This is a genomic window from Marivivens aquimaris (assembly GCF_015220045.1).
GTDB lineage: Bacteria > Pseudomonadota > Alphaproteobacteria > Rhodobacterales > Rhodobacteraceae > Marivivens > Marivivens aquimaris.
On the sequence record NZ_JADBGB010000001.1, the window covers coordinates 2261344 to 2282981 of the forward strand.

The window sequence follows — 21638 nt, forward strand, 5'->3', positions numbered from 1 at the left end:
AGCACCCCTAACTGGCGGGTAGAAAAGGACCGTGGAAAACCAGGACCCAGCGTCGCAAGCACCCCTAAGGTGGACCAAGATCGGCATCCTTGCTGCCGTCCTTTCGGTGTGCCTTATCGCGATCGCGCTGCTGGGCTTCGAGGTCAGCCGCAAAATGCGCGAGCAGGCGACCGCCGGATCGGACAACATCCAGTGGACGCTTGCGCAGCTTGAGGTCGAATTCCTGCGGCTAGAAGGTGAGGTCGACACGGTCGCGGATGTCGCTGACTTGTCTGAGGTCCGCCGTAAATTCGATATCTTTTACAGCAGGATAGACACCTTCCGCCGCGGTACGGTGTACAGCCAGCTACGCGACCAGCCGGACTTCAACGATCTGCTGACGCAGGTTGCCAGCGGTCTTGATGCGCTGATCCCCCTGATCGACTCGCCCGATAGCCAACTGATGGCAAATCTGGTCCCGCTTCGGGCCGAGCTGACACTGATGGAGCCTCCCGTCAGGGCCATCACGCTCAGCGGTGTTGAGTACTTTGCGCTGAAGTCCGACGAGAGCCGCGAAGAGGTGTCGCTGACCCTCATGCGGGTCGCGGCGCTGACCATCGCGCTGGTGATCGCACTCGTCATCGTGTCCATCGTCCTGTTCCAGCTTTACCGTGTGGCCCAGCGCAATGCCGAAGAGGTCCGCACGGCCTCCGCACGCCTTGCTGCGATGGTGTCGGGCACGCTCGATGCGGTCATTGTGATCAACGCAGAGGGTCTGATCGTCGAATATAACGGTGCCGCGGAGTATATCTTTGGCTATTCCCGCGAAGAGGTCATGAACCAGCCGATGGTCGACCTCATCATTCCGGTAGAGTATCGCCGCCGCCATCTGAACGGCATGAAGCGTCACCTGACCGAGGGCATTTCCACCGTTGTCGGCCACGGCCGCCATCAATTCTTCGGCTTGCGAAAAAACGGAGAGGTGTTTCCTTGCGAATTCTCCATCTCCCGCGCCCAATCGGCATCTGGTCCGCTGTTCGTCTCGTTCCTGCGTGACACATCAAGTCAGGTCGCGGCTGAAACCGAACTGATGAAGGCCCGCGACGAGGCACTCGCCGGCGAACGCGCCCGCGCCGAGTTCATGGCCGTCATGAGCCACGAGATGCGTACACCGCTGAACGGTATGCTCGGCACGATGGAGTTGATGGGCGACACCCCCCTCACCCAGCGACAGCGCGACTACCTGAAAATCATGGAAACGTCTGGCCGCCTGCTGCTGCACCACGTCAACGACGTGCTCGACATCGCGCGATTGGAAACTGGCAGCTCGGACATCGAGCGCCGCCCGTTCGACCTTTACAACGTCATTTCCGAAGTCGTGGACGGCCAGCGCGCTATCGCCACGCGGAACAAAACGATGGTGGAAATCGACCTCGATGCCATCGGTCATCCAACTGTCCTCGGCGATCAACAGCGTCTGCGTCAGGTCCTGCTGAATCTAACTTCCAACGCGATCAAGTTCACCCGCGAAGGCGTCGTCCGCATCGAAGCGGAGCGTCTCGGCGACAGCGATATCCTTGAATTCCGTGTCATCGACACCGGCATCGGCATCCCCGAAGACAAGCTCGAGAAAATCTTCGACGACTTCATCACGCTTGATGCGTCCTATTCGCGTGAGTTCGGCGGCACCGGCCTCGGCCTCGGCATCGCGCGGCGCCTTGTCAATTCGATGGAAGGCGCGATCGGAGTGGAGAGTGAACTCGGCGACGGTAGCCTTTTCTGGTTCCGCCTGCCCATGCCGATCCTGTCCTCCGCACCGCCGCCACAGTTGTTTAGCGAACCGACCACAGATACGTCCAAGGGACTGTCCTCGCTCGACATTCTGGTCGTCGAGGACAATCAGATCAACCAGTTGGTGGTCGAGGAAATGCTGACCAAAGAAGGCCACCGCGTCACGCTGGCCAACGACGGTGAGGAAGGTGTCGCTGCGGCGGCACTTCGCCGTTACGAGGTGATCCTCATGGATATCTCCATGCCGCGCATGGACGGCATTGAGGCTTGCCGCCGTATACGTGCGGGCGACGGGCGTTCCAAAGACAGCCGGATCATCGCACTGACCGCCCACGCGCTGCCTTCCGACCTTGAGAAATTCGAGGACGCAGGCATGAACGACGTACTCGTCAAACCGATCTCGCGGAACAAGCTGTCGAAAATCCTCGACATCAAGCACGCAGAGCAAGCGCCGAAGCCCGCCGCCCCGGTCCAATCGGCGACCATCGACGAAACAGTGGTCAGCAGTCTGTTCACCGACCTTGGTGCGGAGCGCGGCAACAAGCTGCTCGGCTCGTTCCTTGCCGAAACCGACCGCGTGGTCGGCGAATTGGTGTCGGAACCCGAAGAGCAGGACAGCGACCTCATCGCCAAAATTCACAAACTTGCCGGTTCGGCGTCTCTTTTCGGGACCATTGCGCTCGGTGATGAATTGCGGACGCTTGAAACGATGGGCAAGAGCGGCCAAGCGCCCGAGATGCGTGACCGCCTGCCCGAGATTGAGGCAATCTGGTCCGAAACGCAGGAAGCATTGAACGCGTTCGCAGCAAATTCTGGTGCCGCCTGACCCTCGCTGCGCCGCCTCGCTTGACGCAGCGAGGATTTCTCGATCAATTGATCAAAAATTCGCCCTAAGGGCCTCTCCAACAGTCGAGGTTTCCATGAACACTCACGTCAACGATCCAGCCGCGCTTATCGAAGCCGACCGCGCGCACGTCTGGCACCACCTTGTGCAGCACAAGCCGTTTGAGACGATTGATCCGCAGATCATCGTCGAGGGCAAAGGCATGCGTGTCTGGGACCTCAACGGTAAGGAACACCTCGACGCTGTTTCGGGCGGCGTGTGGACCGTCAACGTCGGTTATGGCCGGACCGAGATTGCGGATGCTGTTCGCGATCAGCTGGTGAAGATGTGCTACTTCGCGGGTGCCAAGGGCACGATCCCCGGTGCGACTTTTGCCGAACGCCTCATCAGCAAGATGCCGGGTCTGGACCGCGTCTACTATGCCAACTCCGGTTCCGAGGCGAACGAGAAGGCGTTCAAAATGGTTCGCCAGATTTCGGCGAAACATTACGGCGGCAAGAAATCCAAGATCCTCTACCGCGACCGCGACTACCACGGCACGACCATCGCCTGCCTTTCGGCTGGCGGCCAGAAGGAGCGTAACGCCCAATACGGCCCGTTCGCACCGGGTTTTATCGAGGTTCCGCACTGCCTCGAATACCAGTCCGCAGACCGCGGCGAGGGTTACGCAGAGCGTGCTGTCAAAGCAATCGAGGACGTGATCCTGCGCGAAGGTGCTGACGAAATCGGCGCGCTTTGCCTTGAGCCGATCACCGCTGGCGGCGGCATCATCGTTCCCCCGAAAGGCTACTGGGAAGGCGTTCAGGAGCTTTGCAAGAAGTACGACATTCTCCTGCACATCGACGAAGTCGTCTGCGGCCTCGGTCGTACCGGCACGTGGTTCGGCTACCAGCAATTCGGCGTACAGCCCGATATCGTCACTATGGCGAAGGGCGTTGCCTCTGGCTACGCCGCGATTTCATGCTGCGTGACCACCAACCGCGTGTTCGACATGTTCAAGGACGACACCGACAAGCTCGGCTATTTCCGTGACATCTCCACCTTCGGCGGCTGCACCGCCGGTCCGACTGCTGCGCTGGTCAACATGGAGATCATCGAGAACGAGAAGCTCTGCGAGAACTCGACCAAGATGGGTGAGCGCTTCCAGAACAACCTTCTGGAGCTGATGGACAAGCACAAGTGCATCGGTGAAGTCCGTGGCATGGGTCTGTTCCAAGGCGCCGAACTCGTGCTCGACCGCGAGACCCGCGAGCCGATGGACGAAAAGCGCGTGATGGGCGTTGTGGCCGACTGCCTCCAGCAAGGCGTGATTATCGGCGCATCGAACCGTTCCATGCCGGGCTACAACAATACACTGCTGTTCGCTCCGGCGCTGATCGCGACCGAAAGCGACGTGGACGAAATCACCGCAGCCGTCGACGCCGCGCTGACCCGCGTGATGGCCTAAGCCTTTCCCTCTCGCCCCGTTCGTGTTTCAAACGGGGCGAGAGGTGACTTATGCAATGGATCGCAATTGACCTGACCGCGCAGCGCGCGTGGCTCATGGACGGTGAAAACGTATTGGACGAACGGCGCGGCGCGACGCCTGCCGCGCTCGTTGGTGATTGGACCGGCCCGCAGATCATCGCGGGAATGCCGGACGCCAAAGAGGCCCAGACGCCGTGCAAGGTGCTGCCCGTTGGCGGTGCATTCCCCACTGTTAAACAGGCCAGCCCTGCGCAACGATTGCCGCACGCTGCTGCGGTTGCGGGCTTCCTCGATCAACACGAAGACTGGGATGGCATCGTTTGCCTCGTCGGCCCGCAGGTCCATTGGGTGCATGTGAGCGCAGGCGAGATTGTCAGTTTCGCGACTTCGGTGACCCCTGCCCTCGCGCCTTCTGACTGGACCGCCGATGATTTCGACCGTGGTTTCGAGCGCGGCTCCGACCGCCCTGAATGGCTGCTGCATCTTCTGGCTTCGGCGCAGGCGGCAGGCGCGCCGGATGGCGAGGTGCTCGGTCTGCTGGTCGGTGCCGACCTTAAAGCGGCGAGACCCTATGTTCTTGGCCAGCAAGTTGCGGTCATCGGCGATAGCCCTCTTGTATCCGCCTACGTTCGCGCATTGAAATCGCAGGGCACACCTGTCACCGAACACGGTGATACGACGCTGCGCGGATTGATCGCGCTGTACCGGAAACTCGCGGAGACCTGAGAATGAAGTTTGCTACCCTGCCCGATGGTCGCGATGTCGAGCGCCATACGATTTCGAACGGCGATCTGTCAGCGAGTTTCCTGACCTACGGCGCGATCCTGCACGAGGTGCGTCTGGCGGGCCTCGACTACAACCTCACACTGAACTCGGACAACCTCGAAGACTACTACGTCAAGATGAAGTACTACGGCGCCCTTATCGGTCCCGTCGGTAACCGCATCAAAGGCGCCCGCGCCCGCCTCAACGGGATCGAGCATATGCTGACCCCGAACGAGGGCCGCAACACCCTGCACTCGGCCGAGGCGGGTAGCTATTGCAAGCTCTGGACGCTCGAAGAACTGACCGATAGCTCGATCACCCTGTCCGTGACTCTGCCCGACGGCGACGCGGGCTTCCCTGGCAACCAGCGCGTTCTGGCGCACTACAGCATCGAAGCCGACAACGTCCTGCGGCTTGAGCTGACCGTCACGACCGACGAGGATGCTTGGGTCAACGTGGTCAATCACGCCTACTGGAACCTCAGCGGCGAGAAGGACATCACCAACCACAAGATGCAGATCGCTGCGCGCCAGTATCTGCCGGTTGACGATGAGACCCTGCCGACCGAGCCGAACGACGTGGAAGGCACCCCGTTCGACTTCCGCGAACTCCGCCCTGTCGTTCCGGGCGAGCCTGACCTCGACCACAATTTCTGCCTGTCGCGCATCAAGATGGACATGCGCGAGGTCATGACGCTTCAGGGCGGCGATGTGACGATGACGATTGCGACCGATGCGCCTGGGCTTCAGGTCTATGATGGCCGTGATACCGACGCGCAGGGATTTGCCCCCTACGCCGGCCTCGCGCTGGAGCCGCAGTATTGGCCCAACGCGCCGCACGAACCGGACTTTCCCAAGATCGTGCTCAAAGCCGGTGGTGTCTGGACGCAGGAGAGCGAGTGGCGTTTCAGCCGTTGACGCTCTCGAACCACTTCACGATCTCTGCACGGTCTTCGGGCAGGATATAGGACGCAGAGGGCGGAGGCATGGCATGGCTCCGCCCTGCTTGCAGGTAGATCTGCTTGGCGTGGATGGCGACCTGTTCGGGAATTTCCAGCATCACGCCCTTCGGCGGCACTGCGATCCCCGGCCAACCGGGTTCGGCTGCGTGGCACATCGAACAGTTGCCCATCACGATGTTGACCACGTCATCAAACCCCTCGGCAGCCGCGTATTTATGTGCGGTCTGCGACAGCGCGGCGTCCTCTTGGTACTCCCAGCGCGACAGCGACGAGACCCAGATGATCAGCACAAACAGGATCGCGGTCACAGCCAGCGTCCAACCCGGCTTGCCTTTGCGGGCGTGCATCGAGTTGAAGAAGTGGCGAATGGTGACGCCCATCAGGAACACCAGCGAGGCCACGACCCAGTTGTATTCGGTGCCGAATGCCATCGGATAATGGTTCGACAGCATCAGGAAGATGACGGGCAGCGTCAGGTAGTTGTTGTGGGTCGACCGCTGCTTGGCGATCTTGCCGTACTTCGGATCGGGTTTGCGACCAGCAATGAGGTCGGCCACCACGATCTTCTGGTTCGGGATGATGATGAAGAACACGTTGGCCGACATGATCGTCGCGGTGAACGCACCGAGGTGCAGCAGCGCCGCGCGGCCCGTGAACACCTGATTGTAGCCCCAAGCCATCGCCACGAGGATCACGTAGAGCAGGATCATCAGGCGGGTGTTGTTATCCCCGAACTTCGTCTTACAAAGCTGGTCATACATCACCCAGCCAATTCCAAGCGACGCCATCGAAATCACCGCGCCTTGCCAGACGGGGATATCCAGCTTGTTCGGGTCAATCAGGAAAAGGTCGCCGCCAATGTAATAAACCACGAACAACATCGCGAAGCCCGACAGCCACGTCGAATAGCTCTCCCATTTGAACCACACAAGGTCGGAGGGCATTTGCTCAGGCGCAACGAGGTACTTCTGGATGTGATAGAACCCGCCGCCGTGGACCTGCCACTCTTCGCCATCCGCTCCGGTCGCCAGATTGCGATCGCGGTGCAGGCCAAGGTCGAGTGCGATGAAATAGAAGGACGAACCGATCCACGCCACGGCCGTAATGACGTGGGTCCAGCGGACGGCGAATTCAATCCAGTCTAGCAGAATGGGGTTCATCTCAGCTCCCGCGGTATGTGGAGTAACCGAACGGCGAGACCAGAAGCGGCACATGATAGTGCGCCATCGGATCGCTCATGCCGAAGCGGATCGGGACGACATCGAGAAAGAACGGCTCGGGAAATTCCTGACCGGTCGCCTTCAGATAGGCTCCGACGCGGAACTCCAGCTCGTAGGTTCCGGCTTTGAATTGTTCTTTGGGAAGGATCGGTCCATCGGTCCGGCCATCGTCGTTCGTGACCTTGTAACCGATGTGAAACCGCTGGCTTCCATCAAAGCGGAAGAGGTCGATCATCATTCCGGCTGCGGGCATTCCGCGTGCAGTATCCAGAACATGGGTCGTTAAATAGCCGCCCGGCATTGATTACTCCGTTATCATTTGTGATCAACGTGCCGCATTCATTGGCACAATGTCGATGCGTGTTGTGATCAACCGCACGTCACTTGCCAAACTTTGCCTTTCACAACACCATAAATTTGACCAAACGCTCAAGAGGCAAGCATGAACCGATATCCGCGCAATATGATCGGCCACGGGCCGGACGCGCCAGATGCCAAATGGCCCGGTGGGGCCAAAGTCGCCATTAGCCTTGTTCTGAACTACGAAGAAGGCGGCGAGAACTGCATTCTGCACGGTGACGGACAGTCCGAAGCATTCCTCTCCGACATCGCGGGCGCCGCGCAGTGGCCGGGGCAGCGCCATTGGAATATGGAGTCGATCTACGAATACGGTGCGCGCGCAGGTTTCTGGCGTCTGCACCAACTTTTCACCGAGCGGGACATCCCCGTGACGATCTACGGCGTCGCGACAGCCCTCGCCCGCAGCCCCGAACAGGTGGCCGCGATGAAGGATGCAGGCTGGGAAATCGCCTCGCACGGCCTCAAGTGGGTCGAGCACAAGGATATGCCCGAAGAAGAGGAGCGCCGCCAGATCGCCGAAGCGGTGCGCCTGCATACCGAAGTCGTCGGCACTCCGCCGACCGGCTGGTACACGGGCCGCTGTTCGCTGAACACCGTGCGCCTGACTGCCGAGCTGGGTCTGCCTTGGATCAGCGACACTTACGACGACGACCTGCCCTACTGGCTGGAGGCAGGCGACCGCGATCAGTTGGTGATCCCCTACACCCTCGAAGCCAATGACATGCGCTTTGCGACAGCACCCGGTTACATCACGGGCGAGCAGTTCTATCAGTACCTCAAAGACGCCTTCGACGTGCTTTATGCCGAGGGCGAAGCGGGCCGCGCGAAGATGATGAGCGTCGGCCTTCACTGCCGTCTGATCGGCCGTCCGGGCAAGATGGCGGGCCTCAAGAAGTTCCTCGACTACGTTGCGCAGTTTGATGACGTCTGGTTCCCCCGCCGCATCGATATCGCGAACCACTGGGCCGAACATCACCCCCACGTCCGCTACGACCATCCGACCGAAATGGACAAGGACACTTTCGTCAGCACCTACGGCAGCATTTTCGAGCATTCGCCGTGGATCGCCGAACGTGCCTTTGATCTGGAGCTTGGCCCCGCGCACGACCGCGCGGTTGGGCTGCACAATGCGCTCTGCCGTATGTTCCGCTCGGCCACTGACGACGAAAAGATGGGCGTTCTGACTGCCCACCCCGACCTTGCGGGCAAACTCGCCGCCGCCAAACGCCTCACTGCCGACAGCACCTCCGAACAGGCAAGTGCTGGGCTCGATGCGCTAACCGACGGAGAACGCGAGGAATTTACCCGTTTGAATACCGCCTATACGGAAAAGCACGGCTTCCCGTTCATCATTGCCGTGCGTGATCACGACAAGGCGGGTATTCTGAACGCATTCAAAGAGCGCGTCTCGAACGACACCGAAACCGAATTTAAAACGGCTTGCGGACAGGTCGAACGGATCGCGCTGCACCGACTGAAAGCACTATTGCCATGACCTACGCTTTCCCGCCCGGCGGGATGCCTCCGCTGACCGAAGATCCGGCCTCGAACGGCGCGCACTTTACCGAAAGTTACGCGTTCATTCCCGCGTCGACCATGCGCGACATTACGTCGAGCCTGCTGCCGAACTGGGTCAAAACACGCTGCTGGATCATCGCCCGCCCGATGACCGGCTTTGCCGAGACCTTCGCCCAATACGCCGTCGAAATCGAACCGAACGGCGGCAGCGACAAACCCGAGCCTGACCGCGATGCCGAGGGTGTCCTGTTCATCGCTGAAGGCAAGATGGAGATCATCATCGCAGGCGAGACCCACGTCGTCGGCACTGGCGGTTACGTTTACTGCCCGCCCGCGACGCGCTGGACCTTGCGCAATGCGAGCGACGAAAAGCTGCGTTTCCACTGGATCCGCCGCCGCTACGTTCACGTGGACGGCTACGATAATCCGCGTCCATTTGTGACGTCCGACGCGGACCAGCCAGTCCACTGGATGCCCGGTACGGACAAATGGGGCACCACACGCTTCGTCTCGCCCGACGATCTGCGTCACGACATGCACGTCAACATCGTTACCTTCAAACCGGGCGGGCAAATCCCGTTCGCGGAAACCCATGTGATGGAGCATGGACTCTACGTTTTGCAGGGGACGGCCAAATATTTGCTCAACGAACGCTGGGTTGATGTTGGCCCCGGCGATTTTATGTGGCTTCGTGCCTTCTGTCCGCAAGCTTGTATTGCAACGGGTGATGTTCCCTTTAGATATTTGCTGTATAAGGACGTTAATCGTCATCCTTCTTTGACGCTCTGAAGGGTGGCTATTGGTGGTCGTGCCGGTTCGCTGGCACGACCACTTAAAGGAACTCATGGAAATCAAAGCTCTCCCCCTGACCCGCGAGGCGTTTGCGCCGTTCGGCGATGTGCTGGATACTGCGGGCGATCCGGACAAAATCATCAATCGCGGTATGTGCGGTCGCTATCATGATCGTGCTGAACTGGACTTCGGCCCAGAGGGTCGCGCAGGCATCAGCCTGTTCAAGGCGATCCCGCGCGAAATGCCTTATATCTGCGACCTGCTGGAGCGGCACCCCGAAGGCAGTCAGGCGTTCATTCCCATGAGCATGGATCAGTTCCTGATCATCGTCGCGCCCGATGATGGCGGCAAACCGGGAACGCCTGCCGCGTTTATCAGCGAGGCCGGACAGGGGATCAATTTCCATCGCGGCACGTGGCACGGCGTTCTGACGCCCTTGCATGAGCCGGGGCTATTTGCGGTCGTCGACAGGATCGGCGCCACACCGAACCTCGAAGAAGTCGATGTGCCGCCGTTCACGGTGACGCTCTAATCCTGCCCCGCAAGGCTGTACAGAATGGGACAGTCGGGGCGTTCGTCCCCTTTGCAACAATCCACAAGCTCGGCCAGCGTATCGCGCATCTCGGTCATTTCGGCGATCCGCTTGTCGACTTCGGCCAAATGCGCGGCGGCGATGGTTTTCACCTCGGCACTGGCACGGGATTGGTCCTCGTACAGCTCCAGCAGGCTGCGGCATTCATTGATGGAAAAGCCCAGCGCCCTGCCCCGCCCGACGAACGCGAGCTTGTGCAAGACAGGATCGCTGAAGCTGCGGTAGCCGTTGTCGTCGCGATCCGGCTTCACGAGACCAATGTCCTCGTAATAACGGATGGTTTTCGCAGGCAGGCCGGTGCAGCGGGAAGCTTCCTTGATATTCATGCCGTACGCCCCGCCGAATAGCTGCGCAGGCGCAGTGCATTGCCAACAACAAAGATTGAGCTGAACGCCATCGCGCCGGCGCCGAGCATCGGTGAGAGCATGATGCCGAAGGTCGGGTAAAGGACGCCCGCTGCGACTGGGATCAGCACCACGTTATAGGCAAAGGCCCAGAACAGGTTCTGACGAATGTTGCGCATCACGGCGCGGCTCATGCGCCACGCGGCAGAGGCCAGGCGGATATCGTTGCTCATCAGCACAACGTCAGCAGTTTGGATAGCAACATCGGTGCCAGAACCGACAGCGACGCCCACATCCGCCTGCGCCAAAGCGGGCGCATCATTGATGCCGTCACCGATAAAGGCGACCGGACCGTGAGATTGCGCATCGCGGATGGCGCCGACTTTGCCCTCAGGAGCGACCTCGGCAACGAAGCGGTTGATGTTGAGCTGGCGGGCCACGACGCTCGCGGTCGCCGCGTTATCGCCGGTGATCATGATGCTATAGATATCACGATCATGGAGCTGGCTGATCGCCTCGCCCGCTTCCGGTTTGACCGGATCGGCAACGCCCACCACAGCAAGCAGTTCGTTATCGACGGCCGCAAAGAAAGGCGACTGACCTTCGAGCGCCATCGCGCTCGACCGTGCGGTATAGCCACTGATCTCCACACCCTTTTCACGCATCAGCCGCTCGGAACCGACAAGGACGCGGCGGCCCTCCATATTGCCCTCAACCCCAAGGCCGGGAAGCGTGCGGAAATCGGTGATCCGCGCAGGCTCGATCCTGTTTTCCTTGGCCTCTGCCATGATGGCGTGAGCCAGCGGGTGTTCCGAGTTCTGCTCGACCCCTGCCATGATGCTGATCGCATCGGCGCGGTTGTCGCTAAGCATGGTGACGAGCGCCGGTTTGCCTTTGGTCAGCGTGCCGGTTTTGTCGAAGGCAACGGTCGTCACTTCCGCGAACCGTTGCAGCGCATCCCCCTGCCGGAACAGGATGCCGAGTTCAGCCGCGCGACCCGTGCCGACCATGATCGACGTCGGTGTCGCGAGACCCATCGCGCAGGGGCACGCAATAATCAGCACCGACACACCAGCCACCAGCGCGTATTGCAGCGACGGGCCAAGGATAAGCCACGTCAGGAAAGTCAGCGCCGCAATGACGATGACAACCGGAACAAAGACAGCGGTCACCTTGTCGACTTGGGTCTGGATCGGGAGCTTGGCGCTCTGCGCGTCCTGCACCATCGCCACGATCCGCGCGAGGACGGTGTCCTTGCCAGTCGCAGTGACCTTCATACGGACCACGCCCATGCCGTTGATCGTGCCGCCGACCAGCGTATCTCCGACGCCCTTTTCAACAGGCATCGGTTCGCCCGTAATCATGGACTCGTCGGCGAAGGTCGAGCCGGAGATGACCTCGCCATCCAGCGGGAACTTGCTCCCAGGACGCACGAGCAGGATCTGACCGCGGCGGATGTCGGAAACGGGCGTTTCGGTTTCCTCGTCGCCGTTCACGACAATGGCCGTTTCGGGCGCAAGGTTGAGCAGTGCCTCGATAGCAGCACCCGCGCGGCCCTTGGCGCGGGCCTCTAGCGTGCGGCCCAGCAGGATCAGCGTCATGATGACCATCGCGGCCTCGTAGTAGACGCTATTTGTTTCACCCGGCAGCGCACTCGGCCAGAAGGTCGCGACGATGGAATAGAAGTACGCAGCCCCTGCGCCCAGCGCGACGAGGCTGTTCATCTCCGGGCCGCCACGCAGCAGCGAGGGGATGCCCTTTGCAAAGAAAACGCGACCGGGGCCGAGGATGAGCAGGGTCGTCAGGACGAACTCTACAAGCCGCAGGTTCTGCATCCCGACGACACCCATGATCGCCTCATGAAGCGGCGGATAAAGGTGGCCGCCCATTTCCACGAAGGCCACGGGAATCGTCAGTACCGCCGCCACCAAGAGGCGCAGCGCCATCTGGCGCGACTCGCTCATTTTCTTGCTGGAGGTCGTTGGCTGTTCGTCCACAGGTTTCGATGCGGGGAAACCTGCATTGGTCAGCGCCTCGATCACATCATCGAGCCGACCGCCGTCCATCAGGACTTTTGCCTTTTCCGTCGCGAGGTTGACGCTTACCGCTTCGACGCCGTTCACGCGGCCAGCGATCTTTTCGACACGCGACACGCAGGAGGCGCAGCTCATGCCTTCTATATTGAGTATGACTTCATCTGACATCGTTCTGCCTTTCCGTTTGAAAGGTACCTAGTCATTCCAGTTACTGGAAGGTCAAGGATAGTATTGACGATCCTTTTTCGAACCACAACATATCTACCAAACAATGGAGATTGAGATGAAATTCCTCGTCAGCGATATGACGTGCAACCACTGCAAAGCGACAATCGAAAACGCGATTCATAACCTTGACGGCAATGCCAAGGTTTCAGTCGACCTTGCTTCAAAGACAGTCGACGTCGAAACCACCCGTGGTCAACAGCACATTCTGAACACTCTGGTAGGCGCCGGTTTCGAAGCCCGCGTGGTTTAAAGCCAGCCGCGCCACCGGAAATATGCCCATGTCGCGACCGCTGACGTCAGCATCGCGGCAAGGGCCACGGGATAGGCCCACGGCACCTGAAGTTCAGGCATGTTGGCAAAGTTCATCCCGTAGATAGAAGCGATCAGTGTGGGCGGCGTAAAGAGCGCCGCGACCACCGAGATGATCCGCACCGTCGCGTTCTGCGCCAGATTGACCATGCCGAGCGTGGCATCCGTGGTTAGTCCGATCCGGCTTCCCAAGAAATCCGCATGAACGGCAAGCGCCTGAATATCGCGCGTCTGGGCATTGGCGGCGTGTTTCAGCGCCTTCGTGTCCTCGCGCGTCGTGAGGTTCTGGACGTAGTAGCTAAGCATCCGTTCGCAGGTCGTCAGACCGAGCCTGATACGCCCCAGAAGGTCGCCCTGCCGCCCGACTTGGCGCAGTACTTCGAGCAGTTCGTCAGAGTCCGGCGCCTCCGGATTACGGTAGATATTCGCCGACATGTCATCGACGCTGATGCCAATCCCTTCGAGGAGGTCAGCCAGTCGCCCAACGATTTCTTCAATCAGGCCGAGGAATATCCGCTCGTGCGTCGCGCATCCGACCGCCGTCCGTTCGGGGCGCTGCGGGTAGGTCTCGAACGGACGCGAGATGCGGTGCCGGACAGTGACCAGTTGCTGCGGGGTCAGGATAAACGTCACGGGGCTGGCGACGGGCGTGCTGCCTTCAGACAGACCGGGCAGTACCACCGTCATCACGTCGACTTCGCCCTCACGGTAGAGGCGGTTCGAGATCTCAATTTCTTCCATCTCGGCCAGCGTCGGAACAGAGATGCCCAGCGCCTCGACCTGTGCGATCTGTTCGGGCGTTCCGCTGAACAGATCGATCCACATCGCCGACCCCAGATCGTCATCAGGCCCAAGCGCCACGAGACGGTTGTTTCGGGTGATATAGGCGTTCAGCATAGTAGGTCTTTCCGGAAATAACTTACCACGCAAATAGCGCGCCCGCACTTCCTGACCAATCCTGCCTAGAGGATGAAATCGTCCGCCGTGAGGTCGTAGACGCCCTTGAGCTTGATCACCATTTCCGCCCCGCGATCATCGTCGGTGTCGATAGAAATGACCGTCATATCATTGCGCCGACCGCGATAGTCGAAGACCTCATAAGACACCGTGCCAGCATTCCCCGTCCCAGCATCGTCCGTTCCAATGAACCTGAAAGTGTTCTCTCCACTCCAGACCGTGCTGGCGTCGATCTGCGACAGGTCGATCAGGTCGAGCCCTTGCTGAAAGTCGCGAATAAGGTCCGCATTCGTAATCTTTTTGCTGCTATCGGCCGTTTTGGTAAACACGAACACGTCCGCCTGCGCCCCACCGATTAGCACGTCCTGACCACGGTCACCTTGAAGAATATCCTGACCGGAGTTGCCCTTCAGCAGGTCGTCATCTTTGCCGCCGAAAATCCTGTCATGGCCAGCGCTGCCGATCAGCACATCGTTATCCGCGCCGCCGACGAGCACATCATCGCCTTTCCGGCCAATCAGCCGATCCAGTCCGTCATTGCCGGAAATCGCGTTATTCCCGCCTGTCCCGACTATGTGATCGTGGCCCGATCCGCCAATCGCATTTTCAATCCCGCGAATAGTGTCCACGCCGTAGCCTGTGTCCTGCTCACCCCGATAAGACATCCTGAGCGCTACATCGGCCTCACCATCAAAGATTAACCAATCGGCCCCGAAGCCGCCGTAAATGTTGTCATTGCCCGCATCGGCGTAGAAAACATCATCGCCCTCGCCGCCGTATGCCACATCGTCCCCGACGCCGCCAAAGACCCAGTCCGCTCCATCTCCGCCGTATATCGTATCGTGGCCCGCGAGGCCCGACAGCGTGTTATCCGCAGCATTTCCGCTGAGGATATTATCTTGCGCGTTACCGTAGCCATCGATTGCAGCGGCTCCCGTCAACACAAGGTTGAGAACACCGTCAATCTCGGGCAGCGCGGTGGATGCATCGCGGTAGAGCGTCGCGGGGTACGCGATTGGATCGGTCGCTGAACTGGTGACACTTTCGCTTTGTCCGTACCCGTCGGTATAGCTCACTGTCACGGTAATCGCGGCCCCGAGGTCGGCTTCGGTCAAAAGATAAGTCGAGGCTGTCGCGCCCGGGATTGCGGAGCCATCGCGCTTCCACTGGTAGCCGAAAGTGCCAAGACCGTCCTCGTCTGCAAGCGTGTTGAGGACCGAAAGCGTCGCGCCTTCTTGTTCCGCCCCGATTATCGAGACCGAACCGGTCGGGCTATCGTTCACGTTCATGATCGCGCCAGTAGCGGCACTCGTCACGCTTTCCGTCGTGCGGTAGCCGTCGGTGTAGCTGACGGTCACGGTTATAGCCTTATCAACATCGGCTTGGGTCAACGCATACGTTGTCGCGGTCGCACCCGAAATAGCTGCGCCATCGCGCTTCCACTGGTAGCTGAACGCGCCGAGGCCGTCCTCGTCGGCAAGCGTATTAAGAATGGAAAGCGTAGAACCCTCGCGCTCAGTTCCCGCAATGGCCACCGAGCCGGTCGGGCTATCATTCACGTTCGCAATTGCCCCAGTAGCGGCACTCGTTACGCTTTCTGTCGTCCCGAAGCTGTCGGTGTAACTAACGGTCGCTGTGATGGCCTTACTTACGTCGTCCTGCGTCAACGCATATGTCTCAGCGTTTGCACCAGAAATGGCCACGCCATCACGCTTCCATTGATAGTTCAACGCGCCGAGGCCGTCTTCGTCTGCAAGCGTGTTAATGATCGATAACGTTGCGCCTTCTTGTTCCGGGCCGATGATGGAGACGGCTCCGGTCGGACTGTCGTTTACGTTCGCGATTGCCCCAGTTGCAACACTCGTCACGCTTTCCGTCGTGCCGTAGCCGTCGGTATAGCTGACAGTCACGGAGATGCCTTTGCCCACATCGGTTTGGGTCAGCGCATAAGTCGCAGCGGTCGCCCCTGAAATGGCGACGCCATCGCGCTTCCACTGATAGCCGAACGCTCCGAGGCCGTCGGCATCGACAAGCGTGTTGAGGATGGACAGAACCGCCCCCTCCGCCTCCGTGCCCTCAATAACAATCGACCCCGTCGGAGCGGAGTTCGAACCCGTAATGAGCGCGGTCGCGGCGCTACTCACGGTCTCGGCTGTGCCAAAATCGTCGGTGTAACTCACGATGACGGTGATCGCGCTTCCGACATCGCTATTGGTCAGGATATAGGTCGCGCCGTTTGCACCCCCGATGTCGGCCCCATCCCGCTGCCACTGGTAGCTGAACGCACCAAGGCCGTCTTCGTCGGCGATGGTGTTGACGATAGAAAGCGTCTCGCCGCGCTCTTCAGTGCCGGAAATCACCACTGAACCCGTCGGGTCAAAGTTCACCAGTCCCGACAGCGCAATGCTGCTACCGCCCGACATGAGGAACTGGCGGAAGCCGTCGAGGTTGTAGCCGAGTGTCAGCTCGGACCAGAAAACTTCTCCGTCCGCGTCGTAGAAGTAGAGGCTGTCGAGGCCCCATTCAAAATCCAGCACCACATCGGAGCCGCACTGGTAGGTCAGCAGGAAGGTATCCGCATCGGAGCCGCCCACGAGCGTATCGTCACCCTCGGCCCCCACGAGGTAGTCAATGCCTGCCCCGCCTTCGAGGTAGTCATTGCCCGCCGAGCCGTAGAGGTCGTCGTTACCATCGTCGCCATAAAGGCTATCGTTGCCCGAGTTGCCGACGAGGAAATTGTTCGCATTGTTGCCGTAGATCAGGTCGTCGCCCGAACCGCCGATGGCGTTCTCGATGACCGTGCCTACGGCCAGCGTGAGGTTGCCAGTCAGACCGCCGATGTTCGACACGCTCGGCGCGGTGTCGGTGGACGACGAGATCGTCAGGTTCAGCAGCTGGTCATAATTCCACCCCGACATATCCAGCGTATCAATGCCGCCCGCATCAACGATGCAGTAGGCATTGTCGTAGCTGTAGGTCCCGAGGTTCGCCATGAGCTTGTCGGTGCCGGACGAAATGTTGGTGTTGAAGCCGTAAACGGTGTCACCCAGAAACGCGCTGCCGGTGCCAAAAGTGGTGCCGTTGTAACTCTGCGATCCATATAGCGCATCGAGCGCCAGAAGATCGGCTGCCATGACCGACTGTAAAAACGCGAAATCGGCGTCGACCGTCGTATTCTCGGTCGTGGTGAAGTACGACATGATGCTGTTCTGCCAGCTATCATTGTCGAAGTCGGCATCGGTCGGGTAATTGGCCGACCCGTTATAATAGCCTTGGTGACCCAGCCCGAGCGCGTGCAGGATCTCGTGGATGAAGGTCTGGAGAACATAGTCGTTCTCGACATTCGCGCCGCCGTTGTACCAAGTCGGGCTGACGTTCACGACCGCATGGGTCGCGATAGCACTGTCTGGGTAGACATCCCAAAAGCCGTTATCAAGGTACGAATACGCACCGGAATAGTTATTGCCGAACGCGATATTCACCTCGTCATAGCCGGTCGACGTCGTCTCGACAAAATCAATGCCGGTGATGTTTTCGAGGTACTGGAACGCGGTCCGTACGAGATCGGCGTGCGTGGAAGAGATACCGTCACTATCGACCCAGTTGCCCGACACAGAATAGGTGATCTGACCGTTCATCGCACCGGGGCCGGTGTCCGTCAGGTTCCACCGCCGCGTAAAAGAACCAGCTGCATCCCAATAGCCGGTCGCAAGGAAATCCGCCAATTCCTGAAGAGTGCCGTCAGCCATACCATTTCACTTTCCACAAGCCGGAAGCAGCCGTGGCCTTAGGTCCGGTCAGTCGTTCCGTGAAACACAACGAATTCACGCGCGACGTGCCGTTCGTTTGCGAAGTTAATAATATGGGATGAAGGAAGTTTTAACGGACCCTACTCTTTTGAGTTGTAAACCCGCCCTTAATAGACTCCGAGGGTAGCAGAGCACCGCCTTGCAGATGCAACCTGAAACGCAAAACATCCCGCTGAACGGGCATATGCATTTGAACTATCAGGGAGAAGTGGTGGCGGTGCAGGGACTCGAACCCCGGACACAAGGATTATGATTCCTCTGCTCTAACCAACTGAGCTACACCGCCACGGTGTGTGTGGAGGGGCATTTACGGTTTCCCGTCGGAGGGGTCAATAGAGTCGCGGCAACTTTTTCAGCCCTACCTCAAAATTTCTGCGAGGCACCAACCGGAATGAAAAAGGCGCCCCGTGGGGCGCCCTTTGGAAAATCGCGGAAGACCCTGAAATCAGAAGAAATCAGCACCCGCACGATCCAACAGTTTCTCAGCCAGAGAGCGGCCCAGTTCGGCCCCTTCGGCAATCGGAGCGCTGGCTTCATCAGCGTATGTCACCGTACCATCCGTCTTCAGAATTTCGCCGCGCAAGTGGATGGTGTCGCCGTCGATCGTCGCAAGCCCGCCGATCGGGGTCTGGCAGGAGCCATCCAGAGCCGCGAGGAATGCGCGTTCGGCCGCGAGACGCTGACCGGTCGACTCGTCATGGATCGCGGCAAGCAGCCCCTTCGCGCGCTCGTCGTCGATGCGGCGTTCGATACCGATGGCACCCTGCGCAATCGCGGGCAGCATGTCGTCTTCGCTGACCGCAGCGTGCGGCACATCAGACATGCCAAGGCGATTCAGGCCAGCCATCGCGAGGAAGGTCGCCTCGGCCACGCCATCGGCCAGCTTGCGTAGACGGGTCTGCACGTTACCGCGGAATTCGACGACCTTCAGGTCGGGACGGCGCGACAGCAACTGCGCCTTGCGGCGAAGCGACGATGTGCCGACGACGGTGCCTTCGGGCAGTTCGGCGATGCTTTTATACTTGATCGACACGAACGCATCGCGGACGTCTTCGCGCGGCAGGAAAACGTCGAGGATCAGGCCCTCGGGCTGTTCCACCGGCATGTCCTTGGACGAATGCACCGCGATATCGATACGGCCGTCGAGCATGGCCTCTTCGATCTCTTTGGTGAACAGACCCTTGTTACCGATCTCTTTGAGCGGGCGGTCCGCGTCGATCAGCGTCTTGTTGTCACCGGTGGTCGAGATGACCACGACTTCGAACGCGTCCTCGGGCAGGTCGAACGCCGCCATCAGGCGTTCGCGCGTCTCGTATGCCTGCGCCAGCGCGAGCGGCGAGCCACGGGTGCCAATCTTGAGCGGTTCAGCGGGGGTGGGCAGGTTCAATGTCATATGCGCTTTCTAGCCGCGGATAACTCTGCCAGCAATGGCTTGACTTGCCCTGCGGCATTGGCGACCTAAACCCCAGCCAAAGGAGTTGCCATGACAAAGACCATCCTGCGAGCCCTCGCGGGCGAAACACTGCCCACTCCGCCGATCTGGATGATGCGTCAGGCGGGCCGTTATCTGCCCGAATACCGCGCAACCCGCGCCGAAGCAGGCGACTTCCTTTCCCTATGCTATAACAGCGAATTGGCGGCCGAGGTGACCCTTCAACCAATCCGCCGGTATGGGTTCGATGCGTCGATCCTTTTTGCCGACATCCTGCTGCTGCCGCAGGCTCTGGGCGTCGATCTGTGGTTCGTGACGGGTGAAGGCCCGCGCATGACCACCACCACGACGGCGAGCGAGCTGGCCGCGCTGAAGCCCATCGACGCTATCCACGACACGCTGAACCCAGTTTACGAGACCGTCCGCATCCTGCGCCGCGAACTGCCCGAAGAAACGACTCTGATCGGTTTCGCTGGCGCGCCGTGGACCGTGGCGACCTATATGATCGCAGGCCAAGGCACGCCGGATCAGGGCCCTGCCCATGCGCTGAAAAATACCGACCGCGAAACGTTCAAAGGCATCATCGACCTGCTCACCGATGCGACGATCGAATACCTGTGCCAGCAGATTGAAGCGGGCGCAGAGGTCGTGAAGATCTTCGATAGCTGGGCCGGATCGCTGCAAGGTCAGGATTTCGAGGACTTCGCCGTCGAACCCGCCCGCAAGATCACCGCTGCGATCAAATCGCGTTACCTCGGTTTCCCCGTCATCGCGTTCCCGCGCGGCGCGGGCGAGCGTTACGTCGGCCTACACGACAAGATCGGCGCGGACTGCATCGCACTCGACGATGGCGTCACGCCCGAGTGGGCCGCGGCCAATGTCCAGACCGGTGGATGCGTTCAGGGCAACCTGAAATCGTCGCACATGGTCACGGGCGGCGAAGACCTCGTCCGCGAGACCCGCCGCGTTGTGGATGCGCTGTCGAACGGCCCGCACATCTTCAACCTCGGTCACGGGATCACGCCGGATGCGGACCCCGAGAACGTTCAGCTGATGATCGACACGGTCCGCAACGGCTGATCAGACAAGCTTGGCGCAGAGCCTTTCGAGCATATCGAGGCACTGCTCCATCTGGTCGATCGAGACAAACTCGTCCGGTTTGTGGGCCTGCGCGATAGAGCCGGGCCCGCACACCACCACGCTCATCCCGATATCCTGAAAAATACCGGCCTCGGTGCCGAAGGGCACGACGCCAACATCATTACCGCCAGTCAGCGCGCTGACAAGCTCGCGGGCTTCGCTGGGCTCCATCGGCTCAAGACCTCCGACTTCGCCGATGACTTCCGTCTCGATTCCCGCGTCGGGGCAGACCTCCTGCATCGCAGGTTCAAGAACGCGCGTGACGTAGTCGTGGACGGCATCCTTGACGAAGGTCATGTCGGATTTCTGGACGGGCCGCATTTCCCAGTCCACCCGCGCCTTCCCCGGAATGACGTTGTGCGCAACGCCGCCGATCAACGCGCCGGTGTTGATCGTGGTCCAAGGCGGATCGAAGCGGCTGGACGCTGGTGCGCGCGGTTTTAGTTCTTCCTTGAGCTCCATCAGGCGACCAACGAACCGCACGGCGTATTCGACGGCATTCACGCCGAGGTCAGGTGACGACCCGTGCCCCTCGAGCCCCGTGAAATGCGTCGAGTATTCGCAACACCCTTTATGCCCTTCGATGATTTTCATCATCGTCGGCTCGCCAATGATCGCAACGGCGGGGCGGATGTCTTGTTCCACCAGTTGCTCGGCCAGCGCCTGAGCACCAAGGCAGCCGGTTTCCTCGTCATAGGTGAACGCGAAATGGAGCGGGCGTTGCAAATCCAAAGCAGCGTATCGCGGGGCCATCGCCATGACGGCAGCGATGAACCCCTTCATGTCGCAGGCCCCGCGCCCGTACCAGTTGCCGTCCTTTTCGACCATTTCGAAGGGTTCGGTGGTCCAGTCCTGATCGGCGACGGGCACGACATCGGAATGGCCCGACAGAACGATACCGCCGTCCCGCATCGGTCCCATCGTCGCAAACAGGTTCGCCTTGTTTCCGGAGCCGTCGTACCAGATCTCCACCTGCGCCCCGAGGTCGCCCAGCCGCTGCGCGAGCCACTGGATCATGTGCAGATTGCTGTCGGTCGAAACGGTCGGGAAAGCGATCAGCTCAGCGAGGATATCTTTGGTGTCGTCGATCAGTG

The 21638-nt window shown here is 60.1% G+C and carries 17 protein-coding genes and 1 tRNA gene; 9 read left to right on the forward strand and 9 right to left on the reverse strand.

Going from position 1 to position 21638, the window contains the following annotated elements; genetic code table 11:
- Positions 1-31 precede the first annotated feature (31 nt).
- From IF204_RS11225 to IF204_RS11240, 4 genes are all read left to right on the forward strand, one after another.
- Positions 32-2596: a hybrid sensor histidine kinase/response regulator gene (locus IF204_RS11225; RefSeq protein ID WP_194097046.1), complete on the forward strand. Its 2565-nt coding sequence runs from the start codon at positions 32-34 to the stop codon at positions 2594-2596.
- Positions 2597-2690: 94 nt separating this feature from the next.
- Complete coding sequence (locus IF204_RS11230) at positions 2691-4061, forward strand: aminotransferase family protein (protein ID WP_194097048.1); 1371 nt, start codon at positions 2691-2693, stop codon at positions 4059-4061.
- Between the two features lie 50 nt (positions 4062-4111).
- Entirely contained in the window at positions 4112-4807 is a 696-nt protein-coding gene (locus tag IF204_RS11235) for a 2-dehydro-3-deoxygalactonokinase (RefSeq protein WP_194097050.1), read from the forward strand.
- Between the two features lie 2 nt (positions 4808-4809).
- On the forward strand, positions 4810-5763 hold the full coding sequence (locus IF204_RS11240; protein WP_194097052.1) for an aldose epimerase family protein: 954 nt from the start codon (positions 4810-4812) through the stop codon (positions 5761-5763).
- Here the strand turns inward: IF204_RS11240 and IF204_RS11245 are convergent.
- Both IF204_RS11245 and uraH read right to left on the reverse strand, forming a co-directional pair.
- Entirely contained in the window at positions 5753-6967 is a 1215-nt protein-coding gene (locus IF204_RS11245) for a urate hydroxylase PuuD (protein WP_194097054.1), read from the reverse strand. The two genes, IF204_RS11240 and IF204_RS11245, sit on opposite strands and share 11 nt — an antisense overlap.
- Before the next feature lies 1 nt (position 6968).
- Positions 6969-7328, reverse strand: coding sequence for a hydroxyisourate hydrolase (uraH, locus tag IF204_RS11250; RefSeq protein WP_194097056.1), 360 nt, complete (start codon positions 7326-7328; stop codon positions 6969-6971).
- Positions 7329-7469: 141 nt separating this feature from the next.
- Between uraH and puuE the strand changes: the two genes are divergently transcribed.
- From puuE to IF204_RS11265, 3 genes are read left to right on the forward strand one after another with little or no spacing between them, the layout of a single operon-like run.
- Positions 7470-8882 carry an allantoinase PuuE gene (gene puuE, locus IF204_RS11255; protein ID WP_194097058.1) on the forward strand — a complete coding sequence of 471 codons (1413 nt, stop codon included), beginning with the start codon at positions 7470-7472 and terminating at the stop codon, positions 8880-8882.
- A complete protein-coding gene (locus tag IF204_RS11260; RefSeq protein ID WP_194097060.1) occupies positions 8879-9694 on the forward strand; it encodes a bifunctional allantoicase/(S)-ureidoglycine aminohydrolase in 816 nt (271 codons plus the stop codon). Before puuE ends, IF204_RS11260 begins: the two co-directional genes overlap by 4 nt.
- A 55-nt stretch (positions 9695-9749) precedes the next feature.
- The gene (locus IF204_RS11265; RefSeq protein ID WP_194097062.1) at positions 9750-10229 is read left to right on the forward strand and encodes an ureidoglycolate lyase; all 480 of its coding nucleotides are present in this window, start codon (positions 9750-9752) and stop codon (positions 10227-10229) included.
- Here IF204_RS11265 and cueR read toward each other — a convergent pair.
- Positions 10226-10615, reverse strand: coding sequence for a Cu(I)-responsive transcriptional regulator (gene cueR / locus IF204_RS11270; protein WP_194097064.1), 390 nt, complete (start codon positions 10613-10615; stop codon positions 10226-10228). The genes IF204_RS11265 and cueR overlap by 4 nt on opposite strands.
- The gene (locus tag IF204_RS11275; RefSeq protein ID WP_194097066.1) at positions 10612-12837 is read right to left on the reverse strand and encodes a heavy metal translocating P-type ATPase; all 2226 of its coding nucleotides are present in this window, start codon (positions 12835-12837) and stop codon (positions 10612-10614) included. The genes cueR and IF204_RS11275 overlap by 4 nt, the downstream gene beginning before the upstream one ends.
- A 115-nt stretch (positions 12838-12952) precedes the next feature.
- On the opposite strand from IF204_RS11275, the gene IF204_RS11280 reads away from it, so the two are divergent.
- Complete coding sequence (locus tag IF204_RS11280) at positions 12953-13147, forward strand: heavy-metal-associated domain-containing protein (RefSeq protein ID WP_194097068.1); 195 nt, start codon at positions 12953-12955, stop codon at positions 13145-13147.
- Here IF204_RS11280 and IF204_RS11285 read toward each other — a convergent pair.
- From IF204_RS11285 to hemC, 4 genes are all read right to left on the reverse strand, one after another.
- Positions 13144-14103: a magnesium transporter CorA family protein gene (locus IF204_RS11285; RefSeq protein WP_194097070.1), complete on the reverse strand. Its 960-nt coding sequence runs from the start codon at positions 14101-14103 to the stop codon at positions 13144-13146. The two genes, IF204_RS11280 and IF204_RS11285, sit on opposite strands and share 4 nt — an antisense overlap.
- A gap of 65 nt (positions 14104-14168) precedes the next feature.
- Entirely contained in the window at positions 14169-17912 is a 3744-nt protein-coding gene (locus IF204_RS11290; protein WP_194097072.1) for a M10 family metallopeptidase C-terminal domain-containing protein, read from the reverse strand.
- A 269-nt stretch (positions 17913-18181) separates the two neighbouring features.
- Positions 18182-18258 (reverse strand) — tRNA-Met (locus IF204_RS11295).
- Between the two features lie 159 nt (positions 18259-18417).
- Positions 18418-19365, reverse strand: a complete 948-nt coding sequence (hemC, locus tag IF204_RS11300) for a hydroxymethylbilane synthase (RefSeq protein WP_194097074.1) — start codon at positions 19363-19365, stop codon at positions 18418-18420.
- Between the two features lie 90 nt (positions 19366-19455).
- On the opposite strand from hemC, the gene hemE reads away from it, so the two are divergent.
- Positions 19456-20484: a uroporphyrinogen decarboxylase gene (gene hemE, locus IF204_RS11305; protein ID WP_194097076.1), complete on the forward strand. Its 1029-nt coding sequence runs from the start codon at positions 19456-19458 to the stop codon at positions 20482-20484.
- Here the strand turns inward: hemE and argE are convergent, their stop codons facing one another.
- On the reverse strand, positions 20485-21636 hold the full coding sequence (argE, locus tag IF204_RS11310; RefSeq protein WP_194098208.1) for an acetylornithine deacetylase: 1152 nt from the start codon (positions 21634-21636) through the stop codon (positions 20485-20487). It lies immediately after the preceding gene.
- Positions 21637-21638 lie beyond the last annotated feature (2 nt).

Coding starts and splice junctions, on each gene's coding strand:
- IF204_RS11245 (WP_194097054.1), bottom strand. CDS start 6,967: ATGAACCCCATTCTGCTAGACTGGATTGAATTCGCCGTCCGCTGGACC.
- IF204_RS11265 (WP_194097062.1), top strand. CDS start 9,750: ATGGAAATCAAAGCTCTCCCCCTGACCCGCGAGGCGTTTGCGCCGTTC.
- IF204_RS11240 (WP_194097052.1), top strand. CDS start 4,810: ATGAAGTTTGCTACCCTGCCCGATGGTCGCGATGTCGAGCGCCATACG.
- IF204_RS11285 (WP_194097070.1), bottom strand. CDS start 14,103: ATGCTGAACGCCTATATCACCCGAAACAACCGTCTCGTGGCGCTTGGG.
- hemC (WP_194097074.1), bottom strand. CDS start 19,365: ATGACATTGAACCTGCCCACCCCCGCTGAACCGCTCAAGATTGGCACC.
- IF204_RS11290 (WP_194097072.1), bottom strand. CDS start 17,912: ATGGCTGACGGCACTCTTCAGGAATTGGCGGATTTCCTTGCGACCGGC.
- IF204_RS11280 (WP_194097068.1), top strand. CDS start 12,953: ATGAAATTCCTCGTCAGCGATATGACGTGCAACCACTGCAAAGCGACA.
- IF204_RS11260 (WP_194097060.1), top strand. CDS start 8,879: ATGACCTACGCTTTCCCGCCCGGCGGGATGCCTCCGCTGACCGAAGAT.
- uraH (WP_194097056.1), bottom strand. CDS start 7,328: ATGCCGGGCGGCTATTTAACGACCCATGTTCTGGATACTGCACGCGGA.
- IF204_RS11275 (WP_194097066.1), bottom strand. CDS start 12,837: ATGTCAGATGAAGTCATACTCAATATAGAAGGCATGAGCTGCGCCTCC.
- IF204_RS11235 (WP_194097050.1), top strand. CDS start 4,112: ATGCAATGGATCGCAATTGACCTGACCGCGCAGCGCGCGTGGCTCATG.
- IF204_RS11230 (WP_194097048.1), top strand. CDS start 2,691: ATGAACACTCACGTCAACGATCCAGCCGCGCTTATCGAAGCCGACCGC.
- hemE (WP_194097076.1), top strand. CDS start 19,456: ATGACAAAGACCATCCTGCGAGCCCTCGCGGGCGAAACACTGCCCACT.
- cueR (WP_194097064.1), bottom strand. CDS start 10,615: ATGAATATCAAGGAAGCTTCCCGCTGCACCGGCCTGCCTGCGAAAACC.
- puuE (WP_194097058.1), top strand. CDS start 7,470: ATGAACCGATATCCGCGCAATATGATCGGCCACGGGCCGGACGCGCCA.